This is a genomic window from Chryseobacterium sp. MDT2-18 (assembly GCF_030815285.1).
Classification (GTDB): Bacteria; Bacteroidota; Bacteroidia; order Flavobacteriales; family Weeksellaceae; genus Kaistella; species Kaistella salivictor.
Window position 1 is genome coordinate 198,533 of the sequence record NZ_JAUSWQ010000006.1, and the last position, 21,141, is coordinate 219,673.

Sequence of the window (21,141 nt, forward strand, 5' to 3'; positions counted from 1 at the left end):
AAAACAGTTTATTACTGGCGATTTCATCATGATTTTTTCGAATCAATAAATTTAGAGAAAATGCCATTAATAAACAATTATTTACGGCTTCTTTATCCTAAAAAACAAAAAAAACTGCTGCTAAAAAGCAACAGTTTCAATTTTTAAAACAGGTTTTTTTTAAAGTGGAGTCACTTTATAAGTTCCCATTTTGATGTTGGCTGTAATTTTGTACAAACCGCCAGTTCCTGCATACTTGATATTGTTGTTATCACCATTTGGACCGAGGTAACCAGAATTTCCACCAGCGTGAATATTCCCCCATTCCAAACCGGACCAATCCTGCTGACCAAGAAATTTAAATTCGCCATCAGCGGGAATTGCGATGGTGTATTCAAACTCACCGTCACCAACCTGATCCATTGCTATCGCTGCACCAGCGTTCCAACCTTGAATTGATCCTACCAAGTAAACGTTTGTTGGTAAGGCAGGATTTGCAGAAGGAGTCACCGTGATAGATTTCGTGTTCTGATCGATAGTGATTTTATACATTCCGGAGTTTCCAAGGAATTTAATATTCTCGTCACCCGATTTTTCTAAATTACTTGACCATGTGGCAAAATATTTATAGCCATCCTTGATTCCATCAGCATTTAAACTGTAGTTGATTGGATTCCAATCCTGTTGTCCCAAGAATCTAAACTCGCCGTTGTTTTCTAAGTAAGTATAGATTTCGGAGATGTTTTGATTTTGATATAAAAGTTGTGCTTTAGAAGCATCCCAGCCCACAGCAGTACCACCACCAACAAGGTATAATGCTTTAAAGTCTGGCTTGTAAGGAGTCAGCTTAAAGGTAACCACATCTGAAGTCTTGGTAATTACACCGCCTAAAGATTCTGAGGTTGCACTTACCCGGACATCAACATTGGAAGCTACATTCACCGGCAAAGAAAGTTTTGAGGCCAACTCATTCAAATCAAAGTTAGACACAGCCAATTCCTTAGAGTTCTGTACATTTCCTACCAGTAAAAAAGCGGTTGATCCCGATGCTGCAATTTCCACATTATAGCTGACATTAACTCCATAGGTATAATCACTCCACTTGAAAGTGGTTGCCGTAACAGTGGGTTTGGTTGCATCTAAAACAAGAGCAGAACCCGCAGTTGGATTAGTAATCACCGGTTTGCCTGTCGGATAAGCAGTTACCGAGAATGAAACAGCATTTGAAACCTGGGTTCCTCTTTCAATTCTTATATACGCGTTCTGCGCTAAATAAGGACTAAGTCCTGCCTGAAGCATTGCTGTATTCAAAGCACCAATCGTTGTTTTCAACGTGTTGGTTTCTGATTTTGCAAGTTCTACTTTATTTTTAAAGTCTGACGTTGCAGAGATCACCACCGAATAACTTCCGGATCCTGTAGTAGCATTATCCCAGGTTAAAATAAACGGATTATTTTCCATCGACGGATAAAGCGTGTTGGCACCCAACGTAGTGTCGTAGAGTTTGAAAGACGGTTCCGGAGAAGTCCAGTCCCGATCTGCCTCGTCTCTACAGGCGTTGATTAAAAGCAATGGCAACAAAAACACCATTAATAATTTTAAAATATTTTTCATTTTGTTTTAATTAATAATTAAAAAAAGTTTTGGATTATAAAATTATATTTTGATAATTTTATAAGTTCCAGCTTTAAGGTTCACTGTGATTTTGTATGAACTGCCATCACCTGCAAATTTGATGTTTCCGTTATCTCCTTTCGGACCAACGAATCCAGTGTTTCCATCTCCGGAGATATTCCCCCAATCCAGGTTACCCCAGGATTTTTGTCCTAAGATTTTGAATTCCGTATCACCTGCAAGTGTTGATGTGAATTCATAAACGCCGTCCCCAATGGTAGTCATTGGTATTGCATTAGTTTCATTCCAACCGTTACCTGCGATATTTCCAACCAAATAAATTTCCGGGAAATCATAAGTTGCAATTGGTGATTGTTTTAATTCAATAGTTTGAACACCCAGTGTTGCATTGATTGTAATTTTGTAAACTCCAGTGGCTCCGGTGAATTTAATATTTTCTTCATCACCATCTGGTTTTGTTAAAACATCACTCCATTGCTTGAAATATTGGTTACCCGCTTTTGTACCTGGTGTATTCAAAGCATAGTTTTTTCCATCCCAAGCCAACTGCCCTAAGAATCTGAAATTTTCACCACTCTGTAAATTGGTATAGATGTAAGAAAGATTCTCTTTTTTGTATAAAATCTGAGCTTTTTCCGGAGTCCATCCAACATATGTAGCTCCTCCTACCAGATAAAAATCAGGATAAGTTAAAACATAAGGAGTAACCATCAACGAGGTAACATTAGAGGTTGCTGCTAAAGAGTGTCCTGATCCTAAGAAAGAAATTACTCTCATAAACATTTTCGCCGATACATTAGGTACCAAACCGATTGCCGCAGCTGCATCATTCATCTGCAACATGGTAAAAGCAGCTGCTCTCTGTGACCCGGCAACGGTCGCTAAAGTATAAGGTTTTGCGAAATCTTTATCTACGGCTATTTCAATTCTATATGAAATTTCTGTGGGCACAGAGTATGCCGCAGATTGCCATGTTACGGTAAGCGCAGGATTTCCGGGAAAATTTTTGTCTAAAACCAAACTGTTCGCAGAGAGATCCATCACGATTGGCGACGATACATTATCTATGGTAATAATTTCACGATTGTCACATGATATCAAACCTAAGATGAGGGTAACCGCCAAAAAAATATGTTTAAATATATTATTTTTCATTGTTTCTTTTATTAATAATTAATAACCAGGATTTTGTACAAGATTCTTGTTTACAACCAAATCATTGTTCGGGATTGGGAACAAATTACGGTACTCGCTAACAGCAATACCATCTTTTGCATTTCCTTTCCAAGGCCATAAATAAGTTGCCGAGGTGAATTTACCGAAACGGATTAAATCGGTTCTTCTGGTATTTTCCCAAGACAGTTCTCTTGATCTTTCGTCTAAAATAAAGTTAAGATCGATAAATGTAACCGTAGATGCATTTGCTCTTTTTCTTAAGTCGTTTATATATCCCACCGCTGTGCTCATGCTGCCACCGCCTCCTCTAAGGACTGCTTCGGCATACATTAGATAAACATCGGCCAACCGGTAAACAGGCATATCTGCTTCTACCCAGTTGTCGTGGGCTCCGACAGCTCCGTTGCTTTTTACGTTTTTATATTTGATAAAAGCGTATCCATCATTGAAGTTACCAAGATTATTAATTTCTAAAGACTGGCCGCTTGTATAAAAACGTCCTCTTAGATCGGTAGGCTCAAATTTCTGCACGAAAGCTTTAGTAGTTCTGATACCACCCCAACCTCCATTGATACCAAAAGCCGCAGGATCCATAGTTCCACCAACTGCAGCGTGAACCATAAATGTTGTTCCACCATTGGTTTGGGTCTTTAATCCATCATACACAATCGAAAAGATGTTTTCAGGATTATTAAGGTTGTTGTCTGCCAGAAATAAATTTTCATACTTTGGGTGCAAAGTATACCCTGCACTGATTACTTTTTCAGTATTGGCGATCACATCTGCATTTCTTTCAGCTCCCGTATATACTTTCGCATTCAAATACAATCTGGAAAGAAGAGTCCACGCAGCTGCTTTGTCTACCCTGCCATATTCGTTGGCTTTCGGTGCTTTCAAATCGTTTGCGGCAGAAATTAATTCTGATTCAACATATTTGAAAAGTTCAGCTCTGGAAATTTGTTTTGGCAAAGTACCAAAAGTAGTTTCATCTACGAAAGGAACATTCCCGTATAGATCCAGCAAATGATAGTAAGCCTGCGCTCTAATGAATTTCGCTTCAGCCCTCATTACTTTTGCTTCATCAGCACTGGCTCCTGAAATACCATTCTGACTCAACATTTCATCAGTGGTGTTTTTAATAAATTCATTACAGAAAGCAACTTCTGTATACAGTCTGTAATACATTGCATTGTTGAATTCATTGGCTGGAGTCCAGGTCATTTTATGAAATTCAGGCAGCGTACCGTCATTCCATCCAATCACGGCTTCATCAGTTGTAATTTCCTGCATGATGTACAATAGTCTCATATAGTTGGAGAATCCACCATCGATATCAGCGATATCTCCGTTGCCGTCTCCACCAGTTTGTCCACCTACTGCTAAACCTCCGTATAATTTAGCCAACAGGTTTTTGTAATTTCCAAAATCTTTATAAAGACTTGCAGCGGTAACTTCGGTGATGGGTTCCTGTCTTAAATCATTAATACAAGAGGTCATCGTGACCGAAGCGCCAAAAATGGCTACTGCGATAGAAATATTTTTTATTCTGAAATTTTTCATTGTTCTTAATTATTAAAATTGAAAGTTTAATCCTAATGAATACACTTTTGGTCTTTGATAAAATCCATTATCAATATTTCCAAAAATCTCTGGATCTACGCCGGAATAATCAGTGACTACAAATACATTCTGCGCCATTCCGTAAACTCTAAGATTGCTTCCTTTATTGAAAACATCTCCGAAGTTATAGCCTAACGTTAAATTATCCATTCTTAAGAAGGAAGCATTTTCTACGAAAGCATCGCTCCAGTACTGTGGCGTTCCAAATCCGTAGTTTGCAGTTGTGCTGGAGATATTCTGTAAGTATTCGTTGGTTGCAATACTTTGAACATTCGATTGGGAATCGAAATTATTATAAACATAATTTCCTACCACCGCTCTCAAAGAAGTAGACATATCCCAGTTTTTATATTTGAATTTCGTCGAGAAACCAAAAGTTGCATCTGGTGTAGTTGATTTATAGAAATATTTATCACCATCTGCACTGATTTTACCATCTCCGTTTCTGTCAACATACACCCCTTCCAATGGTTTTCCATTAGAATCATAGGCTTGCTGATACACATAGAAACTAAATGGCGTATATCCTACACTGTGAGCTTGTACCGTATTCCCGACTCCACCGGAAATCCCTCCCTGTTGAATAACGTAACCATCAGCTACATCATCAAAATGGGTAACTTCAGGCTTGTAATGAGCAACATTGAAGCTGAAGTCCCAGGTAAAGTCTTCTGTTTTTACAGGATTCACATTAATCAGGAACTCAATACCATCAGTTTTCATCGTGCCGATATTTTTGATATTGGTATTGCTGAATTCTCCTGCCGGAACCTGAACTCTGGCCTGTAAGTTTCTGGTGTCTTTCTTAAACCAATCGATTGAACCGGTAATTCTGTTTCTCCAGAATCCAAAATCCAATCCTGCATTAACCGTTTCTGTCGTTTCCCAGGTTAAATTAGGATTATACTGAGTCGGACGGTACATTAAATAAAACTGATCTCCGAAACCATACTGTGCAGTTGGATCGGACACATTGTACGAAGCAAAGGAATTATAGTAACCTCCTACTTCCTGTTGTCCCGTTTCTCCCCAACCGGCACGCAGTTTCAAATCTGAAAATACGTTAGAGCTTTTCAGGAAGTTTTCATTTTTGATTTTCCAGGCCCCTGAAGCGGCATAGAATGTTCCCCAGTTATTTTTCAAATCAGTTCCGTTGTAGAATCGGGATGTAGCATCTCTTCTTACAGATCCGGTTAAGATATATTTATTGGCAATGGAAAAAATACCACGGCCATAGAATCCTAATAAAGTTAATTTTCCTTCGTAAGCATTGCTTGGAGTCGCAACCCTTGTTGGATTTCCGTAATAAGTTGTTGCAGATGGTACTTTATCATGAAACTGCTGATAAGAATAACCCGCCATTAAATCTACCTTCGTATCAATTGCAGTAATTGTCTTTACGTAGTTTAAATAAGTTTCTAATAATTTATTGGTTTTCTCCTGCGTGTAATCTCTTCTTGTACTCACGTCACCAGAAGCAAGCATTCCTGCAAATCCAGGATATTGAGTAATTGCACCATTCCCTTTCTGATAATCATATCCACCCACTACATTAAAATGCAGGTCCGGAAGAAAATGAAGTTTATAATCCAACTGCAGATTTCCGATTCCGCGGAATACGGTCGATACATCTCTTCTTCCATATAAAGAAGCAAGCGGATTTCTCGTTGCATTCACATTAATATTGCCAGGATTCAAAAACCACTCCCAATAGTTATTTACTTTATCACCTTGCGCTGAATAATCATAGACTTCCTGCGTAGGATCAAAAAACTGTGCGGCACCAATCACTCCGGCCGGGAAACGGTTCTCTGTCATCGATCCTTTTACATTAGCGGTAACGCTCAGATGGTTATCAAAGAATTTCGGGGTTAAATTTAAACCCACTGATGTTCTTTTAAACTCATTCGTTCTAACAATACCATTTTGCTCATTATAACCCAAAGACAAACGGTAAGGTAAATCCTTAATCCCACCGGTAATCGCAACGTTATTATCGGTTCCCCAAGCGGTTTGATAAATTAAATCCTGCCAATTGGTATTTGCGTTTCCGAGTTTGTCTATATAATGCTGCGAAGCATTTGCTCTTACAAAATCCCTGAATTCGTCTGCAGTTAATACACTCTGATTTCCCATTTTGGTAGATACCGATCCTGAAGTAGAGAAATTCACTCTCACTCTTCCGGAAGAACCTTTTTTGGTGGTAATCAAAATCACCCCATTCGAAGCTCTGTTACCATAAATGGCGGCTGCAGAAGCATCTTTTAAAACGTCGAAAGATTCGATGTCATTTGGATTAATCAATGCTAACGCATTTGAAGCCCCACTGATACCACCAAAATCCATTGGGATTCCGTCAATCACTATTAATGGATCATTACTTGCTGTCAAAGATGCCCCACCTCGAATACGAATGGTAGCTCCTGAACCTGGATTACCACCGTTTCCGGTAACCGTAACACCTGGCGCCTTGCCAATAATCAATTGATCTGCAGATGTAGATCCGGGATTAAAGTCTTTCGACGAAATCGAAGCAATCGATCCCGTAAGATCTTCCTTCTTCTGCTTTCCATAACCTATCAAAACCACCTGCTCGATCTCGGCAGTTTTTATGGAATCTTTGGTTTGCGCATGTAACATTGTTCCGGCCAATAAAAAAGCTGGAGCAATTTTTAATACTTTAGTATAGTTTCTCACAAAAATAAAATTTAAGGATTAATATTCTTAACATCTCTGCCCCGTAAAAGAAGCAATGCAATTTAACCAATTTTTTAGTTATCATAATTTTTTTAATCCTAATGTTAATTATTTGTGACAAGTATCAGTATTTTGAATCATAAAAATAATACAAACAACTATTTATCAAAACTTTACAGAAAATACATTTTTTTGGAACCTTCTTAAAAATTAACAAAAAATTAAACAAATGTTTCGCAAATTTTAACACTTAAAATCACTAAATTAAACTACAGCACAAACCCCCACCGTAAATTTTCAGGATTCTACATTTTAAATTCCATCGCAGAACCCTTATCTTTGCAAAAAATTAATCTCAAAATATGTCAGATAGAAAGATGATTACGGCTGCCTTGCCGTACGCAAACGGACCGGTGCACATCGGTCATTTAGCTGGAGTTTATATTCCCGCAGACGTTTATGCGAGATTTCAGAGAAGACTGGGAAAAGACGTCGCTTTTATCTGTGGCTCCGATGAACACGGTATTCCCATTACAATCCGTGCAAAAAAAGAAGGGGTTACGCCACAGGATATTGTCGATAAATACCACGGAATCATCAAAAAATCTTTCGAGGATTTGGGGATTTCTTTTGATGAATATTCCCGAACCACTTCTGAAAGACACCGTGATGTGAGTCAGGATTTCTTCAAAACCCTATATAATAAAGGAAAGTTTATCGAAGAAGTTTCCGAACAATACTTTGATGAACAGGCCAATGAGTTTCTTGCCGACCGCTATATCGTAGGAACCTGCCCGAATTGCGGCAACGAAAACGCGTATGGTGACCAGTGTGAAAAATGTGGCTCTACCCTTTCTCCGTCTGAACTGATCAATCCAAAATCAATGCTGAGCGGAAATATTCCCATTTTAAAGGAAACCAAAAACTGGTATCTTCCTTTAAACGAATACGAAGATTTTCTTAATGAATGGATTATCGAAGGCCATAAAGACGACTGGAAACCTAACGTTTACGGTCAGGTAAAATCATGGTTAACCGATGGTTTGAAACCGAGAGCCATGACCAGAGATCTGAACTGGGGCGTTCCTGTTCCTCTTCCAAATGCAGAAGGGAAAGTGCTTTACGTTTGGTTTGATGCACCAATTGGTTATATTTCCTTCACCCAGGAATGGGCAGAAAAAAACGGAAAAGACTGGAAAGATTACTGGCAAAATGAAAATACAGATTTGGTTCATTTTATCGGAAAAGACAATATCGTTTTCCACTGTATTATTTTCCCGGCGATGATGAAAGCCCATGGCGATTACATAATGCCGGCCAATGTACCTGCTTTTGAATTTTTAAATTTAGAAAACGACAAAATCTCAACTTCCCGAAACTGGGCGGTTTGGGCACATGAATATGTTCAGGAATTCCCGGGACAGCAGGATGTTTTGCGTTATTCGCTTCTTTCTTCAGCACCGGAAACCAAAGACAATAATTTTACGTGGAAAGATTTCCAAACCAAAAACAATTCAGAATTGGTGGGAATTTTCGGAAACTTCATCAACAGAGTTGCCGTTCTTATTCATAAATATTACGACGGAGTTGTTCCAGCAGGAAATGAAAATGCGGAAGAACTCAATGAAATTACAAAAGCCGCGACGGAAGTTGAAAATTTCCTGGAACATTACGAATTCAGAAATGCTTTGACAGCCATGATGAATCTCGCCCGTTTCGGAAATCAATATCTTCAGATTGAAGAACCCTGGAAAACCATTAAAGATAATCCTGAAAAAGCAGCAGCTTCTTTATTTGTTGCAGCACAAATCGCAGTTGGATTAGCACAGATCTGTGAACCATTCCTTCCTTTCAGTGCAGAGAAATTACAGAAAATGTTCAATGTTTCTCAATTAAACTGGAGCGAAATTAAAAATGAAAAAGTACTCATCAAGACCGGGCACCAAATTAATCCAGCGGAATTATTATTCTCGAAAATTGAAGATGAAACGATTGAATTCCAGATTCAGAAATTAGAAAACACAAAACAATCCAACAAAAAAACCAACCCTAAAGCTAATCCTATGAAAGAAGAAATTCAATTCGATGATTTCACGAAAATAGATTTAAGAACCGCTACCATTTTGACCGCTGAAAAAGTGGAAAAAGCAGATAAACTATTGAAATTCTCCGTAGATACAGGAGTTGATGTAAGAACGGTAGTTTCCGGTGTTGCCGAAAGTTTTACTCCGGAAGAATGTGTAGGAAAACAGGTAATGATTTTATTGAATCTCGCACCCCGTAAAATCCGCGGAATCGAATCTCAGGGAATGTTGCTTTTAACGAATAATGCTGAAGGGAAATTAGTATTTGTAACTCCTGATGTACCGGTTGAAAACGGCATAGAAATCGGATAATTAATTTACGGTTTCCATTTTTAAATATTGAAGACCTGAAATTAATTCAGGTCTTTTTTCGTTAGCCTTGCCAAATAAGAATCTTCTTCCTGCAGTATTTTTTCAATCTTAAATCCGTTATTTTCGACGGCTCTTTTCAAAGTTTCAAAATCCAGATAAAGCCATTTGATTGGTTTTTCGGTATCGAGTTTATAATGAACAAAATAATCGACTTCGCCGTAATAATGTTCGGTCGGCACCAGAACTCCGCCATCATCGGCACGGTCGTACATGTAGAGAATATCGGTGCTGTCAATTAGAATCTGTCCGTTTTCATTTAATAATGAATGCAATTTCTCTAAATAAATATCGATTTTATCAAGTGACTGAAAAATTCCCGTGCCGTTCATTAACAATAATACCGTATCGAATGTTTCACCGGAAAACTGAAGCATATCTGAACATACCGTTTTTTTAACGCCGCGCAGTTGGCAAACTTCAATTGATTTGGGAGAAAAATCCAACGCCAAAACATCCAGACCCTTTTCATTCTGGAGGTATAAACTGTGAGAACCTGCGCCTGCTCCGATATCGAGAACTTTACCTTTCGATAATTCCAGGGCTTTTTGTTCCACCAAATTCATTTCATCAAAGTCCCGGAACAGATAATCAACCGGCAAATCGTCCATTTCCGAAATGGAAGTTTCCGTTAATAAATTCTCAGAACTGTTATCGTGATAAAAATCCCAAATCGCCTGCCCCATTAAATCTTTCATTGAAATAAATTTTTGTCAAAAATAAGAAAATATTGAGCAGCAGTCAATTGTAAAATGTTTTATTAAAAATAAAATCCTTTATTAAAAGAATCATTAATTTAGTACAATAAAAATTCTAAAACCTATGAGAAAAATTGATCAACTCTTTGCCGAATATGGTGAAAGTCATAAGAATCAAACCAACAAATTAATCCACTGGATTTGCGTTCCTTTAATTTTCTGGTCGATTCTTGGGCTTATCTCACTGATTCCGGCGCCGCATTTTTGTTTTATTTATTTCGGATGTATCAGTATTGTGAGCTGTATCGCATTGCTCTTAGTGACCGTTTTTTATGTCAGATTATCGTGGCGGATTGCTTTACTGATGATTCTCATCATGGCATTACTGGAGCATCCCGTTTACTTTATCAATGTGAAATTTGAACATCAATCATGGATGGTCTTCGTTTCAATATTCGTTCTTTCCTGGATCGGGCAGTTTTACGGGCATAAAATCGAAGGCAAAAAACCCAGTTTCTTAAAAGATTTACAGTTTCTTTTAATTGGACCTATTTGGTTACTTCATTTTATTTTACAAAAACTAAAAATTAAATATTAAAATGACTTGTCTCATATTTCGAATCTCAATCGACTGAAAATCATTTAAACATAGGTAAAAACCTTAAATTTGAGGAATATTAATTTCTAAAAAAAAACATAATGATCAAAAGAATCATACTTCTTACTGCGTTTTTATTCCTTCTTTTTTCCTGTGGAACAAGAGAAGACGAAACGGATAACGAACAATATGTAGGCGTCTGGAACTGGGTTTCAACCGATGGCGGATTGGCAAACGTTCACCAAACACCTTCAAATACAGGAGTTACAAGAACCTTAACCTTAACTGCAGAATCATTTTATACCATAAAAGAAAATACAGAAGTGGTGAGCGAAGGAACTTATTATTTGGCCAGAGAAGTCACAAACACTGATCATTTGGAAAAACTTTTCTTGCACTTCAGTAATCAGCCGAACTTAATTATTGAAAGCATAAACGCCAATGATTTGTATTTAGCCCAGGATGCAAATGATGGTTTCAAGTACCATTATTCCAAATAAAAAAAGGTCAGAAATTTCTGACCTTTTTGCTTGGGAAAATTAATTATTCACCAAAGTGCTTTTTAACTTTTTCTAAAAACTGCTGGTCACTCATTTTCTGATCTGTATCAAGAGTCACTTTCAAATTCTTAAATTGCGCTGTTTCCGCCAAGTGATTTTTGAACTGTTCCTGAACCGTTCCGGTTCCGGTTAAATAAAGTTCTTCTGTATTGGTGATGAGATGCTCTAGATCCTTAAAAAACTTCGCCATATTGGTTTGCTCTACATTATTTGCATTTTTCTCGCTTGAATTACCGTGTTGAACATCTTTTTTCACCGGATTACAAACAAAAAATTTATAAGCACTTTCGATATCGTGATTTTTAACTACCGTTGCACTTTCGGAATCCATCCAAATTCCCGCTAACTTTCTTTCTGACATAATAATTTATTTGTGTCGATAGGATCAAAAATGATGCAAGTATCCTGTTAATGGTTGTTAAAGTTTATTTCCCCAACACAAAAACCGCAGGGATTTTATGAAGTTCCGGCTTGTTTTTCTGCCATTCTTTAATGGTTAAGGTCTTAATAAACTCCTCTTTTGGATCGTTGATATTGGCAGCGATACACAGCTTTGAACTTGGCGCCAACACTTTGCACAAATCATCAAAAAGCGGATTATTACGGTAAGGCGTTTCCATGAAAATCTGAGAATAGCCCGTGGTCAACACCTGATTTTCAAGCCATTTGATCTTCGCTTTTTTCTCTGATTTCTCGATCGGCAAATAACCGTGAAAAGTAAATTCCTGACCATTAAACCCACTGGAAATCAAAGCCATAATAATGGAAGACGGTCCATTGACCGGAACTACTTTTACGCCATTTTCATGACACCACATCACCATTACATTTCCGGGATCGGCAATACAGGGCAACCCCGCTTCTGAAAGCAAACCGAAATCCTGACCTTTTTTCATCAGCATTTGGGCTTCCTGTAAATCTTTTCTTTCGGTATTTTTATCCAGCAGAAACAACTTTAAATCGGCCTGCTTTTTTTCGGGCGCGAAAAACTTAATGACTTTTCTGGCGGTTTTTTCATTTTCCACAAAGAAATAATCGGTCTTTAAAATATATTCTTTTACGGCCGGCGCAAAATAATCGATGGGTGAGTTTTCTGATAAATAAGCAGGTATGAGAAATAGCATAAAAATAAAATTTTGTTGGATCGTTTTTTTTCGACTGACATAATGAATCCGGCAGCGATAAGCTGATTATTTCAGGACTTTACCAGTCGCGTCAAATATATTGATTTGTTTTCGATTCTCTTTCCATTGCCTGCATTATTTTACCAAAAATGAGCGATAATATCTCAACAGACAATTCAATAGCTTACCGAAAAGTCACCGAAGGCGTAGCCAGTCCGAGAGAGAAGTTGTAGGATTCACCGAGCTTTCATTTCTTATCTTGCAGACAAAACGACCCGAGGCGGAGCCTAACTGAGCGAAGCTAAAGCTTAGTTATTGTACGTTATTTCTGCTTTTTCGACAAGATTTCCAACAGCTTATATGTTACAGGGCTTGGTGAGTCTAAAGGCGGATCTGCTGAGTACTTCTTTTCAAGTTTAAGTTCATACACAAAATTTTCTTCGAAAGTAAATCCATCAATTCCGGTTATTGTAACCCATTCAGTAGAAGTGGATTCTTTAATTTTTATACCCTTTATTACATCAAAGTCCGGCGGAACAGATAAATCAACATATTGATGATGTACAGTTGCTACAACGGTTGTTATTCTATCCCTATCTTCTCTCTCACAACTTATTGCCAATATTGCAATCATCAAGAATAAATAAAATACTATTACTTTTTTCATTAGATATATTTTATAATTTTAATTTTAGGTTAATGTCGTACAACGTTTAGTATTTCTGCAGGCGGGCTAAAAATACGAAAACTTTCTACTTGCTGAAAATTGAATTAATTGCTAAAATCCTCGATAAAAACTTCATACCCTCTTGTAGAAATACCGTATTAACAGAAGTGTTATTAATAATCTAATTTTTGGTCGGTCCAATTCAATTGGATTATTGTTATTGCGGATTCTTTCTTGTATAGATTCAGTCATTCTTTTTAAGTCAGTTTCAACGATATTTCCTGCTTCATCATAATTTGTTACATCAGATTTATTAAGTACTGCAAACGGATTATTATAAAAATTCATTTGCAATTTTTTGAAATCTTCCCAAGAAATTTCGTTCTGTGAAGTTTCAAGATAGAATTCTTTCCATAAAAAATGACGTACTTCTCCAAGCTTAAAATAATAATCTGAATTTTCATCAGAAATATCAACAATTAAACCTGGCAATCCACGAAAAACATAAGGTCCATCTTGTATAGGAATTTCATTTGTAAACCAAGCAAACCATTTTCTTCCACCATAATTTGTTTCTGCTTTTTGACAGTCATATTGTCCAATTTTCCTTTTTTCATTAGTAATTTTCCAAATTAAATTCTTTTTTACTTTTATTGTATATTTTGGCTCAATAAAGGGAATAAAAACATATTTATTAACTACATTTTTATCGTATTTTTTGTAAACATACAATTGCTTATTATTGAACTGCATATCTGCGCTATTTCCATATCCGCGTTTGATTCTCAAAGAGTCGGAAGTTCGAAACTTTTCGGAACGAAAAATTGACTCTTGATTTTTTACGTCCAAAAAATAGATTATTTTTTCAGTTTTTGTGCTGTCAGAATTTGGTTTAAACTTCATCTCATAAATAAAACTCGAATTCTGCGAAAAAATTAGAGTTGGAAATAAAGTTAAAATGAAGAATTTCAGTTTCACGACATATTTTTATAAATATTCTGACTAAGGTTAAATTTAGACATTCATAATCACATTTTTGTGATTTCAATATCCTTGTCAGTCAACCCAAATTTAGTGATTTGTTTTTGAATTCTTTTGGCTGCAGCAATTTTTCTTTTCTCATCCAAAAAATAGATATTGTGAAGGTGGTTCAACACAAAAACAAAAATATCATTTGGATCAGGTTTCCAAATGATTCTTTGCTTATTGCAATGCTCAAATCTCCAACAAAACCCCGATGGCAGCAAACCCAAAAATCATGGTCACCGATCATTCTTTTAACTAAGCGCGAACTTTTCGGCCTTGACCAAAAAAGAGTCGGCAAAGAAGTTTTGTTCAGATTACCGGGAATCCGAAACGCAAACTCATCCTCAAGTGTTACGGAATGGGACTCCGCGTAAGTGATATGGCAACGTCGTAGTGCGCAGTCAGTTTCACGGGATCAGTTGGGGTCATCCTCCCACAATGCTCGCACATTGCTTCCAATCTCCTGCCAGTGTCCTTCTTTATAACTGCAATATCACTCCAATATAAGTCCAATAAAACTCCAATAAACTATTGGAGAAACAATGCTTTTATAATGGTTTTTAATTGTATCTTCATCGAACTTAATGCGTTGAGGATCAGTAGAAATAAGATCTTCTGCTGACGGGCGGTTGATGACAACCTAATCCCCACGGAAATCGTTATGGCAAATTTAAAGAAAAATGGCAACCTGAGCGGTGCAACCGGCAATATTGTTTTTGTAAATGATGGCGAACGCATATTCGTACGGGCAGGACCCGACCGCGTGAAAAAATGGCCCCCAAACCAAAGCGGCTGCAGGAATTTTCGGACTGGTAAGCGCCAGGAAAAAGACCTTCCGCCGGAAACTGTTGAGGGAGTTGGGCACTCTCGCGGAAACATCAAAATTGGGGAGACGAGCATTCGTATTCGCAAACCATTTAATGATAAAAAGCGATTCAAAAGTCTTTGGCGTTGCCTTTCATCCAGCTTTCCTTCAAATTGAAGTTTCCTTTTAAAAATGGTTTTTCCATCGTCTTCAATGAGTTCAGTTTCAATATGTACGTTGGTAAGCTCCCATTCTTTACGGTCGGAATACATCCCTACTGTGGCACTGGTACAGGCTGCCAAAGCAGAAACCAGCAATTCTTTTGGCGAGAATCCTTTGTCCTGGCCACCTTTTTCTTTTGGTTCACCCGCCAATACCCTATTTCCTGTAGGCGACTGTATTTCTATTAATTCTCTTTAGCTGAATTGGGCAATGAAAGCGCCGTTGCCACAGATATCCGCTCTCTTAATCCCGCCCAGATAAGGATGGTAAGATTGTTGAAATTCAATTTATGCAGCACAAAAACAGCGGGAAGCATTTAGACGTTTAAAAATATTTTATTTACATGTAAACTCAATTATTGCGCATTAATGCAAACCTCAACACCTTCCAACCAAAAGCTTGTCAGCACCTATTCCAATTGTAACGTAAGTCGCTTTGCACTGTCCGCTGCACAAATCAGTCCGGCTGCTAACATGATTATGTCTTTCAGTACCAAACGCCCTGCACCCGACAAATAAGGAAATCCGTACTCCGGGGTCGGAAAATCGCCGCCCAGATTTGGAACATATACTTCAGGCGTCGTGATTAAAAACGTCAACGTAACGATCGACATACCAAATGTTAACAGTCCGCCGATTAAGCCAATTTTATCATACCAGATTCCCAGTAAAGTAAAAATTCCAATAATGATGATCAAGGTTCCTAATCCGTAGGCGAAAATATAAGTACCATTGACCTCGTGCCAGTCAACATTTTTCTGAACGGTTTTCCCTTCCGGATTTTTATATTCAGTATATTCAGGTGCTTCTTTGGTATAAAAAAATGACATCACAGGACTGTTCGCCACAAACGGAACAATGCCATCCGCTTCATACTGAAAGGCTTTTAAACCGCCAATCCAGGCCATGACCACAAATATAGAAATTCGGCTTACGTTTATAAATTGAGATTGACTACCCGCCAATAATTCGATTAGTTTTTTCATATTGAATAATAATTAATGATTTTTTATTTTAGGTCAGATGCAATTTAGCATTAACTGACCGTTAATCTGCCCTTGAAAACACCTATAACCTTTATGAATCAATACTACGAATGTATGCTGTATTTCTTTTTGGCAAGGCGGATGATGGCATCGATATGGTCGGAATTAAACTCATTGGCCGCAATATATTTCCACAAGCCATCAATAATAAACAGCAGTATTTCTGCTTCTAAATCTGGTTCTTCATAGCCTAATAACGCAAAAGCCTTCACCAGCAATTCGTGACTCGATTTCATAAACAGCTGATGATGCGTCATTGCCATCACATTCAGCGGCGTGATTTTATATTGCATCTGCCAGAAGTTTTTGTTTGACAAGACGAGTATTTTTGGTAAATCGAGTAAGTTTGAAATGTAATTTTCGGGGGTTTTGTATTCCAAATGTTCCGCAACCAACTTGGTGGCTTCCCGGTATCCCGATTTTACAATTTCTTCAATAAGGTTGTCTTTATTTTTAAAGTGTTTAAAAATAAGCGCTTCAGACACATTTGCCTCAACGGCAATAGATTTCGTTGACGCAGCTGATGTCCCTACCTCTGTAAAAATATTTAATGCGGCATCCAAGATGTCCTGTTTCTTACTCATTTTCTAATTCTATCGTATTAAGAAATAAATTACTTAGTCCACTTTTTCCAAAATAACAGCATATCCTTGACCTACCCCTACACACATCGTGGCTAATGCATACCTTACATTTTTCTTGTGAAGCTCCAGCGCAGCAGAATACGTTATCCGTGTACCGGACATGCCTAATGGATGTCCTAAAGCAATAGCGCCACCATTGGGATTTATTCTTGGGTCATCATCTTTTAGTCCTAATGCTCTCGTACAAGCCAATGCTTGTGCTGCAAAGGCTTCGTTAAATTCCATAACTCCAATATCATCTAAAGTAAGTTCCGCTTTTTTCAATGCTTTTTGAACAGCAGTCACAGGTCCGATTCCCATAATTCGCGGTTCAACACCTGTAACTGCGGAGGAAACAATTCTGGCCAAAGGTTTTAAGCCATACTTTTCGACAGCTTCTCCTGATGCCACATACACTGCCGCGGCACCGTCATTTAAACCCGAAGCATTGCCGGCCGTTACTGTACCGTCTTTTTTAAAGGCTGGTTTCAGTTTCGAAAGCGATTCTAACGTAGAATTTTCTCTAACAAATTCATCTTTATCAAAAACTATTGGCTGTCCTTTGCGCTGAGGTATAGTTATGGGAAATATTTCTTCTGCCAATCGTCCATTTTTAGTGGCAGCAGAAGCTTTTAATTGAGAGGCTAAAGAAAATTTGTCCTGATCTTCTCTTGAAATGCCATACAAATCTACCAGATTCTCAGCGGTAATTCCCATAGGATCTACGCCGTACATTTCTTTCATTTTCGGGTTTACAAAACGCCATCCAAAAGAAGAATCTTCCATTTTAGAATCGGTTCCAAAGGCTTTTGATGGTTTTGAAATTACTAATGGTCCACGGGTCATGTTTTCCACACCGCCAGCAATAAAAATGTCACCGTCGCCTGCTTTGATTGCTCTGTTAGCATGGATAATGGCCGACATTCCGGACGCGCAAAGCCTATTTACCGTTTCGCCAGGAACAGTTACCGGTAGTCCGGCTAGTAATGCAGCCATTCTTGCCACATTTCTGTTGTCTTCACCTGCCTGATTATGACATCCTAAAACAACTTCATCAATGGCGTCTTTCGGAATAGCCGGATTTCTTTTTACCAATTCTTCAATGACCATTGCGGCAAGATCATCGGTACGTACTGCGCCTAAAGTACCGCCAAAATTTCCAATTGAGGTACGGATTCCATCTATAATATAGGCTTCTGTTTTCATAATTTTTCTTTTTATAATTTGATGCAAAACCATTAGGACGCCTTAAAGTACCGTCAGCATGTTACGATAATCGTTCTATAAATTTTGCAGTAGTATTTTCTCGCACTTCTTCTAAAGTTGCGCCTGGCATAACTTCGGTTAATATAAGTTTGCCGTCTATAAATTCAAATACTGCTTTATCGGTAATCACTATATCAACAGCTTTTAGTGCCGTTAGCGGAAGATCGCATAAAGGAACTACTTTTGCATCGCCGTTTTTCTCATTATGCATCATGGTAATGATAAGCTTTTTCGCTCCAGAAGCTAGATCCATAGCGCCGCCAACTCCCAATAATGGTTGTCCAGGAACTGCCCAATTTGCTAAATTTGCGGCTTCATCTACTTGCAATCCTCCCATTATGGCCACATCTACATGTTTTCCACGGATCATGGCAAAAGAATCTGCAGAATCAAAATAAGAAGAACCATTCAGCGCTGTCACTGGAACTTTCCCTGCATTTACAGGATAATCCATAGCACCGCCACCATCTACTGGAGCTGGACCAACGCCAAGCATTCCGTTTTCTGTATGAAGAATAATTCCTTCATCTCCTGAAATTAAATCGGCAACGAGTGTCGGAATTCCAATTCCTAAATTCACGACATCTCCTTTTTTAAGTTCTTTTAAAGCTCTTTTCGCCATATTTAAACGGGTTTCAGAAACTTTTTTGCTTGATGAAACCGTTGCCGAACTTCCAAGATCGTCTAAAGTTAAAGTCGCCTTTACCAGAAAATCTACATAAGAACCTGGAGTATGAATGCTTTCTGGGGAAATTTCTCCAACAGGAACAATTTCTTCGACTTCTGCAATGACTAAATCTGCAGCAGTAGCCATGGCTCTGTTGAAATTTTGTTCGGTCATTCTATACTGAAGATTTCCGGCAGTATCAGCTTTCCAAGCACGGATAAAGGCTACGTTTCCTCTAATTCCCGGAATAAAAACCTGTTCGACATCATTCAATATTTTTGTTTCTCTTCCTTTTGCTAACTCAGTTCCAGCCGAAGTTGGGGTGAAAAAACCGCCAATACCTGCGCCACCAGCTCTGATTGCTTCGGCTAAAGTTCCTTGCGGTAATAATTCATATTCCACAACGCCATCCTGTGCTGCTTTTACTGCTTCAGGATTAGAAGTAAAGAAAGAACCTATCATTTTTTTGAGTTGACCGTTTCTAAGAAGTCTTCCGCCACCAATTCCTGCTTCACCTACATTATTTCCAATAAAAGTTAAGTTTTTGGTTTTTGTTTCAGCTAAAGCATGCATCAAATGAACTGGGTTTCCCGTCATTCCAAATCCGCCCTGCAATAAAGTATCTCCGTCCTTTACCATTGCAACTGCTTCCTGTAAAGATATTTGTGGTATCGTTTTCATTAGAATTTTTTTTAATGTTGTGTGAAATGAATAATGTGTTTCGCAAACTCTTCCGGATGTTCCATATTCGATAAATGAGCTGCATCAAGTGTAACTAAACTTTCTATTGGTGTACGTTTTTGAATGAATTTTCCGTCCTCAACCGTGGTCACCTCATCATTTGTACCTGCGATGATTAAAGTAGGAACTTCTAAATGATGAAGCTGTTCCCTAAAATCTGCACCAGCAACGGCATAGCAACAAGCAGTATATCCTTGTAAAGAAGTCGCTTTAAAACTATTTAAAATTTCCTGAACTTTATCAGGATTTTTAGCTCTATAATCAGGAGTAAACCAACGTTCTGCCGTTCCGGTTAATATACTTTCCAGTCCATTTTCTGTAACTTGTTTTATGCGAATTTGCCATCCTTCTTCTGTTCCAATCTTTGCCGCAGTATTGCTGATGATTATTTTTTCGAAACGAGCAGAATGATTAATTCCTAACCATTGACCAATTAAACCTCCAATAGAAAGTCCACAGAAATAAACTTGATCTAATTTTAAATAGTTCAATAATTCAATAACATCGTTTCCTAAGTCTGCAATTGAAACTTGATCTTGGCTAATTGTACTATCGCCATGACCCCGTTTATCGTATCTTAAAATATTAAAATGATGACTTAAAACAGCGATATTATCTTCCCACATAGATAAATTGGTTCCCAATGAATTGGAAAAAATCAATGTTTTTTCATGTCCGAAATTTTCTAATTTATAATGACAAATGAAATCTGTTAATTGAATTTTTGACATTTTTTTTATGTTTAATAAATTATCCTAAATCGCCGCCAGCAACTGGAATTGTTACGCCTGTAATATATTGGGCTTCATCAGATGCCGCAAATAATATGGTGCTCACCTGATCTTCAATGGTTCCATATTTTTTCTGCAAGGATGATTCTTTGGTTTGGTCTATAATTTCCTGGTGCCACAATTTTTCATCTTCTGTTTGTGGATTTTCATTTCTCGGTATAATACGTTGAGGAGCTTCCGTTCCGCCAGGTGCTACACCGATAATTCGTATATTATTTGCTGCTTGTTCAAACGCTAAAGATGCTGTAATTGCATTCACGCCACCTTTCGCAGCCGCATAAGGCACACGATTTACAGAACGTGTTGCCACCGATGAAACATTAATAATTACGCCACCACCATTGGCAATCATACTGGGTAAAACGCTTCTGCATCCCCATAAAGTAGGAAATAATGATCGGTTTACTTCCTTTAAAATTTCTTCTTCTGTGTAATGTTGAAAAGGTTTTGCCCAAATGGTTCCGCCCACATTATTGATTAAAATATCAATCTTACCAAAGGTTTCTATCGTGCTATTTACTACTTTTTCAAAACCTTCAAAAGTTTCTAAATCGGCTTGTACTGCAATAACATCGTATCCTTCTTTTTTTAAATCTTCTGTTACTTCTAAAACTACATCAGAACGATCAACTAAAACTGTTTTAGCTCCTTCTTTAGCAATACGTTTGGCAACACCTTTGCCGATACCTTGTGCAGCACCGGTAACGATGGCAATTTTATTTTTAAATCTATCTTGAAATATCATAAG

Annotated in this window: 20 protein-coding genes; 4 read left to right on the plus strand and 16 right to left on the minus strand. The window is 37.8% G+C overall.

Annotated elements, in window-relative coordinates; all coding sequences use genetic code 11:
- Positions 1–159: 159 nt before the first annotated feature.
- Genes QF004_RS08530 through QF004_RS08545 form a run of 4 tightly spaced genes read right to left on the minus strand, consistent with a single transcriptional unit; the run spans position 160 to position 7,107 of the window.
- Positions 160–1,593, minus strand: a complete 1,434-nt coding sequence (locus QF004_RS08530; RefSeq protein ID WP_307425033.1) for a SusE domain-containing protein — start codon at positions 1,591–1,593, stop codon at positions 160–162.
- Positions 1,594–1,635: 42 nt separating this feature from the next.
- Positions 1,636–2,769 (minus strand): SusE domain-containing protein, encoded by a 1,134-nt coding sequence (locus tag QF004_RS08535; protein WP_133440070.1) that lies wholly within the window; start codon positions 2,767–2,769, stop codon positions 1,636–1,638.
- A gap of 18 nt (positions 2,770–2,787) precedes the next feature.
- Complete coding sequence (locus QF004_RS08540) at positions 2,788–4,350, minus strand: RagB/SusD family nutrient uptake outer membrane protein (RefSeq protein WP_307425037.1); 1,563 nt, start codon at positions 4,348–4,350, stop codon at positions 2,788–2,790.
- A gap of 12 nt (positions 4,351–4,362) precedes the next feature.
- Entirely contained in the window at positions 4,363–7,107 is a 2,745-nt protein-coding gene (locus QF004_RS08545; protein WP_133440068.1) for a SusC/RagA family TonB-linked outer membrane protein, read from the minus strand.
- 362 nt (positions 7,108–7,469) lie between these two features.
- Between QF004_RS08545 and metG the strand changes: the two genes are divergently transcribed.
- Positions 7,470–9,503 (plus strand): methionine--tRNA ligase, encoded by a 2,034-nt coding sequence (metG, locus tag QF004_RS08550; protein WP_307425042.1) that lies wholly within the window; start codon positions 7,470–7,472, stop codon positions 9,501–9,503.
- A gap of 41 nt (positions 9,504–9,544) precedes the next feature.
- Here the strand turns inward: metG and QF004_RS08555 are convergent, their stop codons facing one another.
- Positions 9,545–10,258, minus strand: a complete 714-nt coding sequence (locus QF004_RS08555; RefSeq protein WP_307425045.1) for a bifunctional 2-polyprenyl-6-hydroxyphenol methylase/3-demethylubiquinol 3-O-methyltransferase UbiG — start codon at positions 10,256–10,258, stop codon at positions 9,545–9,547.
- A 124-nt stretch (positions 10,259–10,382) separates the two neighbouring features.
- Here QF004_RS08555 and QF004_RS08560 point away from each other — a divergent pair, with 124 nt between their 5' ends.
- Together QF004_RS08560 and QF004_RS08565 are read left to right on the plus strand one after the other, a co-directional pair.
- Positions 10,383–10,856: a DUF962 domain-containing protein gene (locus QF004_RS08560; RefSeq protein WP_307425048.1), complete on the plus strand. Its 474-nt coding sequence runs from the start codon at positions 10,383–10,385 to the stop codon at positions 10,854–10,856.
- 101 nt (positions 10,857–10,957) lie between these two features.
- On the plus strand, positions 10,958–11,356 hold the full coding sequence (locus QF004_RS08565; RefSeq protein ID WP_307425051.1) for a hypothetical protein: 399 nt from the start codon (positions 10,958–10,960) through the stop codon (positions 11,354–11,356).
- 43 nt (positions 11,357–11,399) lie between these two features.
- On the opposite strand, the gene QF004_RS08570 is transcribed toward QF004_RS08565, so the two are convergent.
- From QF004_RS08570 to QF004_RS08585, 4 genes are all read right to left on the minus strand, one after another.
- Positions 11,400–11,777 (minus strand): hypothetical protein, encoded by a 378-nt coding sequence (locus QF004_RS08570; protein ID WP_133440061.1) that lies wholly within the window; start codon positions 11,775–11,777, stop codon positions 11,400–11,402.
- A gap of 64 nt (positions 11,778–11,841) precedes the next feature.
- Positions 11,842–12,540, minus strand: coding sequence for an SAM-dependent methyltransferase (locus QF004_RS08575; protein ID WP_133440060.1), 699 nt, complete (start codon positions 12,538–12,540; stop codon positions 11,842–11,844).
- Positions 12,541–12,862: 322 nt separating this feature from the next.
- Complete coding sequence (locus QF004_RS08580; protein ID WP_133440058.1) at positions 12,863–13,207, minus strand: DUF4377 domain-containing protein; 345 nt, start codon at positions 13,205–13,207, stop codon at positions 12,863–12,865.
- A gap of 132 nt (positions 13,208–13,339) precedes the next feature.
- A complete protein-coding gene (locus tag QF004_RS08585) occupies positions 13,340–14,185 on the minus strand; it encodes a GLPGLI family protein (RefSeq protein ID WP_307425057.1) in 846 nt (281 codons plus the stop codon).
- 161 nt (positions 14,186–14,346) lie between these two features.
- Between QF004_RS08585 and QF004_RS08590 the strand changes: the two genes are divergently transcribed.
- Complete coding sequence (locus tag QF004_RS08590) at positions 14,347–14,607, plus strand: hypothetical protein (RefSeq protein ID WP_307425061.1); 261 nt, start codon at positions 14,347–14,349, stop codon at positions 14,605–14,607.
- Positions 14,608–14,761: 154 nt separating this feature from the next.
- Here QF004_RS08590 and QF004_RS08595 read toward each other — a convergent pair whose 3' ends face one another.
- The 7 genes from QF004_RS08595 to QF004_RS08625 form a co-directional block, all read right to left on the minus strand.
- Positions 14,762–15,412, minus strand: a complete 651-nt coding sequence (locus QF004_RS08595; protein WP_307425063.1) for an OsmC family protein — start codon at positions 15,410–15,412, stop codon at positions 14,762–14,764.
- Between the two features lie 257 nt (positions 15,413–15,669).
- Entirely contained in the window at positions 15,670–16,245 is a 576-nt protein-coding gene (locus QF004_RS08600) for a DUF417 family protein (RefSeq protein WP_307425066.1), read from the minus strand.
- 104 nt (positions 16,246–16,349) lie between these two features.
- Positions 16,350–16,889: a TetR/AcrR family transcriptional regulator gene (locus QF004_RS08605; protein WP_133440054.1), complete on the minus strand. Its 540-nt coding sequence runs from the start codon at positions 16,887–16,889 to the stop codon at positions 16,350–16,352.
- Positions 16,890–16,922: 33 nt separating this feature from the next.
- Entirely contained in the window at positions 16,923–18,134 is a 1,212-nt protein-coding gene (gene pcaF, locus QF004_RS08610; RefSeq protein ID WP_307425072.1) for a 3-oxoadipyl-CoA thiolase, read from the minus strand.
- Between the two features lie 61 nt (positions 18,135–18,195).
- Complete coding sequence (locus QF004_RS08615; protein ID WP_307425075.1) at positions 18,196–19,542, minus strand: 3-oxoacid CoA-transferase; 1,347 nt, start codon at positions 19,540–19,542, stop codon at positions 18,196–18,198.
- Between the two features lie 11 nt (positions 19,543–19,553).
- The gene (gene pcaD, locus QF004_RS08620; protein WP_307425078.1) at positions 19,554–20,333 is read right to left on the minus strand and encodes a 3-oxoadipate enol-lactonase; all 780 of its coding nucleotides are present in this window, start codon (positions 20,331–20,333) and stop codon (positions 19,554–19,556) included.
- A 19-nt stretch (positions 20,334–20,352) separates the two neighbouring features.
- A complete protein-coding gene (locus tag QF004_RS08625; protein WP_307425080.1) occupies positions 20,353–21,138 on the minus strand; it encodes a 1,6-dihydroxycyclohexa-2,4-diene-1-carboxylate dehydrogenase in 786 nt (261 codons plus the stop codon).
- Positions 21,139–21,141: the final 3 nt, after the last annotated feature.

Coding starts and splice junctions, on each gene's coding strand:
- QF004_RS08530 (WP_307425033.1), bottom strand. CDS start 1,593: ATGAAAAATATTTTAAAATTATTAATGGTGTTTTTGTTGCCATTGCTT.
- QF004_RS08535 (WP_133440070.1), bottom strand. CDS start 2,769: ATGAAAAATAATATATTTAAACATATTTTTTTGGCGGTTACCCTCATC.
- QF004_RS08540 (WP_307425037.1), bottom strand. CDS start 4,350: ATGAAAAATTTCAGAATAAAAAATATTTCTATCGCAGTAGCCATTTTT.
- metG (WP_307425042.1), top strand. CDS start 7,470: ATGTCAGATAGAAAGATGATTACGGCTGCCTTGCCGTACGCAAACGGA.
- QF004_RS08555 (WP_307425045.1), bottom strand. CDS start 10,258: ATGAAAGATTTAATGGGGCAGGCGATTTGGGATTTTTATCACGATAAC.
- QF004_RS08560 (WP_307425048.1), top strand. CDS start 10,383: ATGAGAAAAATTGATCAACTCTTTGCCGAATATGGTGAAAGTCATAAG.
- QF004_RS08565 (WP_307425051.1), top strand. CDS start 10,958: ATGATCAAAAGAATCATACTTCTTACTGCGTTTTTATTCCTTCTTTTT.
- QF004_RS08570 (WP_133440061.1), bottom strand. CDS start 11,777: ATGTCAGAAAGAAAGTTAGCGGGAATTTGGATGGATTCCGAAAGTGCA.
- QF004_RS08575 (WP_133440060.1), bottom strand. CDS start 12,540: ATGCTATTTCTCATACCTGCTTATTTATCAGAAAACTCACCCATCGAT.
- QF004_RS08580 (WP_133440058.1), bottom strand. CDS start 13,207: ATGAAAAAAGTAATAGTATTTTATTTATTCTTGATGATTGCAATATTG.
- QF004_RS08600 (WP_307425066.1), bottom strand. CDS start 16,245: ATGAAAAAACTAATCGAATTATTGGCGGGTAGTCAATCTCAATTTATA.
- QF004_RS08605 (WP_133440054.1), bottom strand. CDS start 16,889: ATGAGTAAGAAACAGGACATCTTGGATGCCGCATTAAATATTTTTACA.
- pcaF (WP_307425072.1), bottom strand. CDS start 18,134: ATGAAAACAGAAGCCTATATTATAGATGGAATCCGTACCTCAATTGGA.
- QF004_RS08615 (WP_307425075.1), bottom strand. CDS start 19,542: ATGAAAACGATACCACAAATATCTTTACAGGAAGCAGTTGCAATGGTA.
- pcaD (WP_307425078.1), bottom strand. CDS start 20,333: ATGTCAAAAATTCAATTAACAGATTTCATTTGTCATTATAAATTAGAA.
- QF004_RS08625 (WP_307425080.1), bottom strand. CDS start 21,138: ATGATATTTCAAGATAGATTTAAAAATAAAATTGCCATCGTTACCGGT.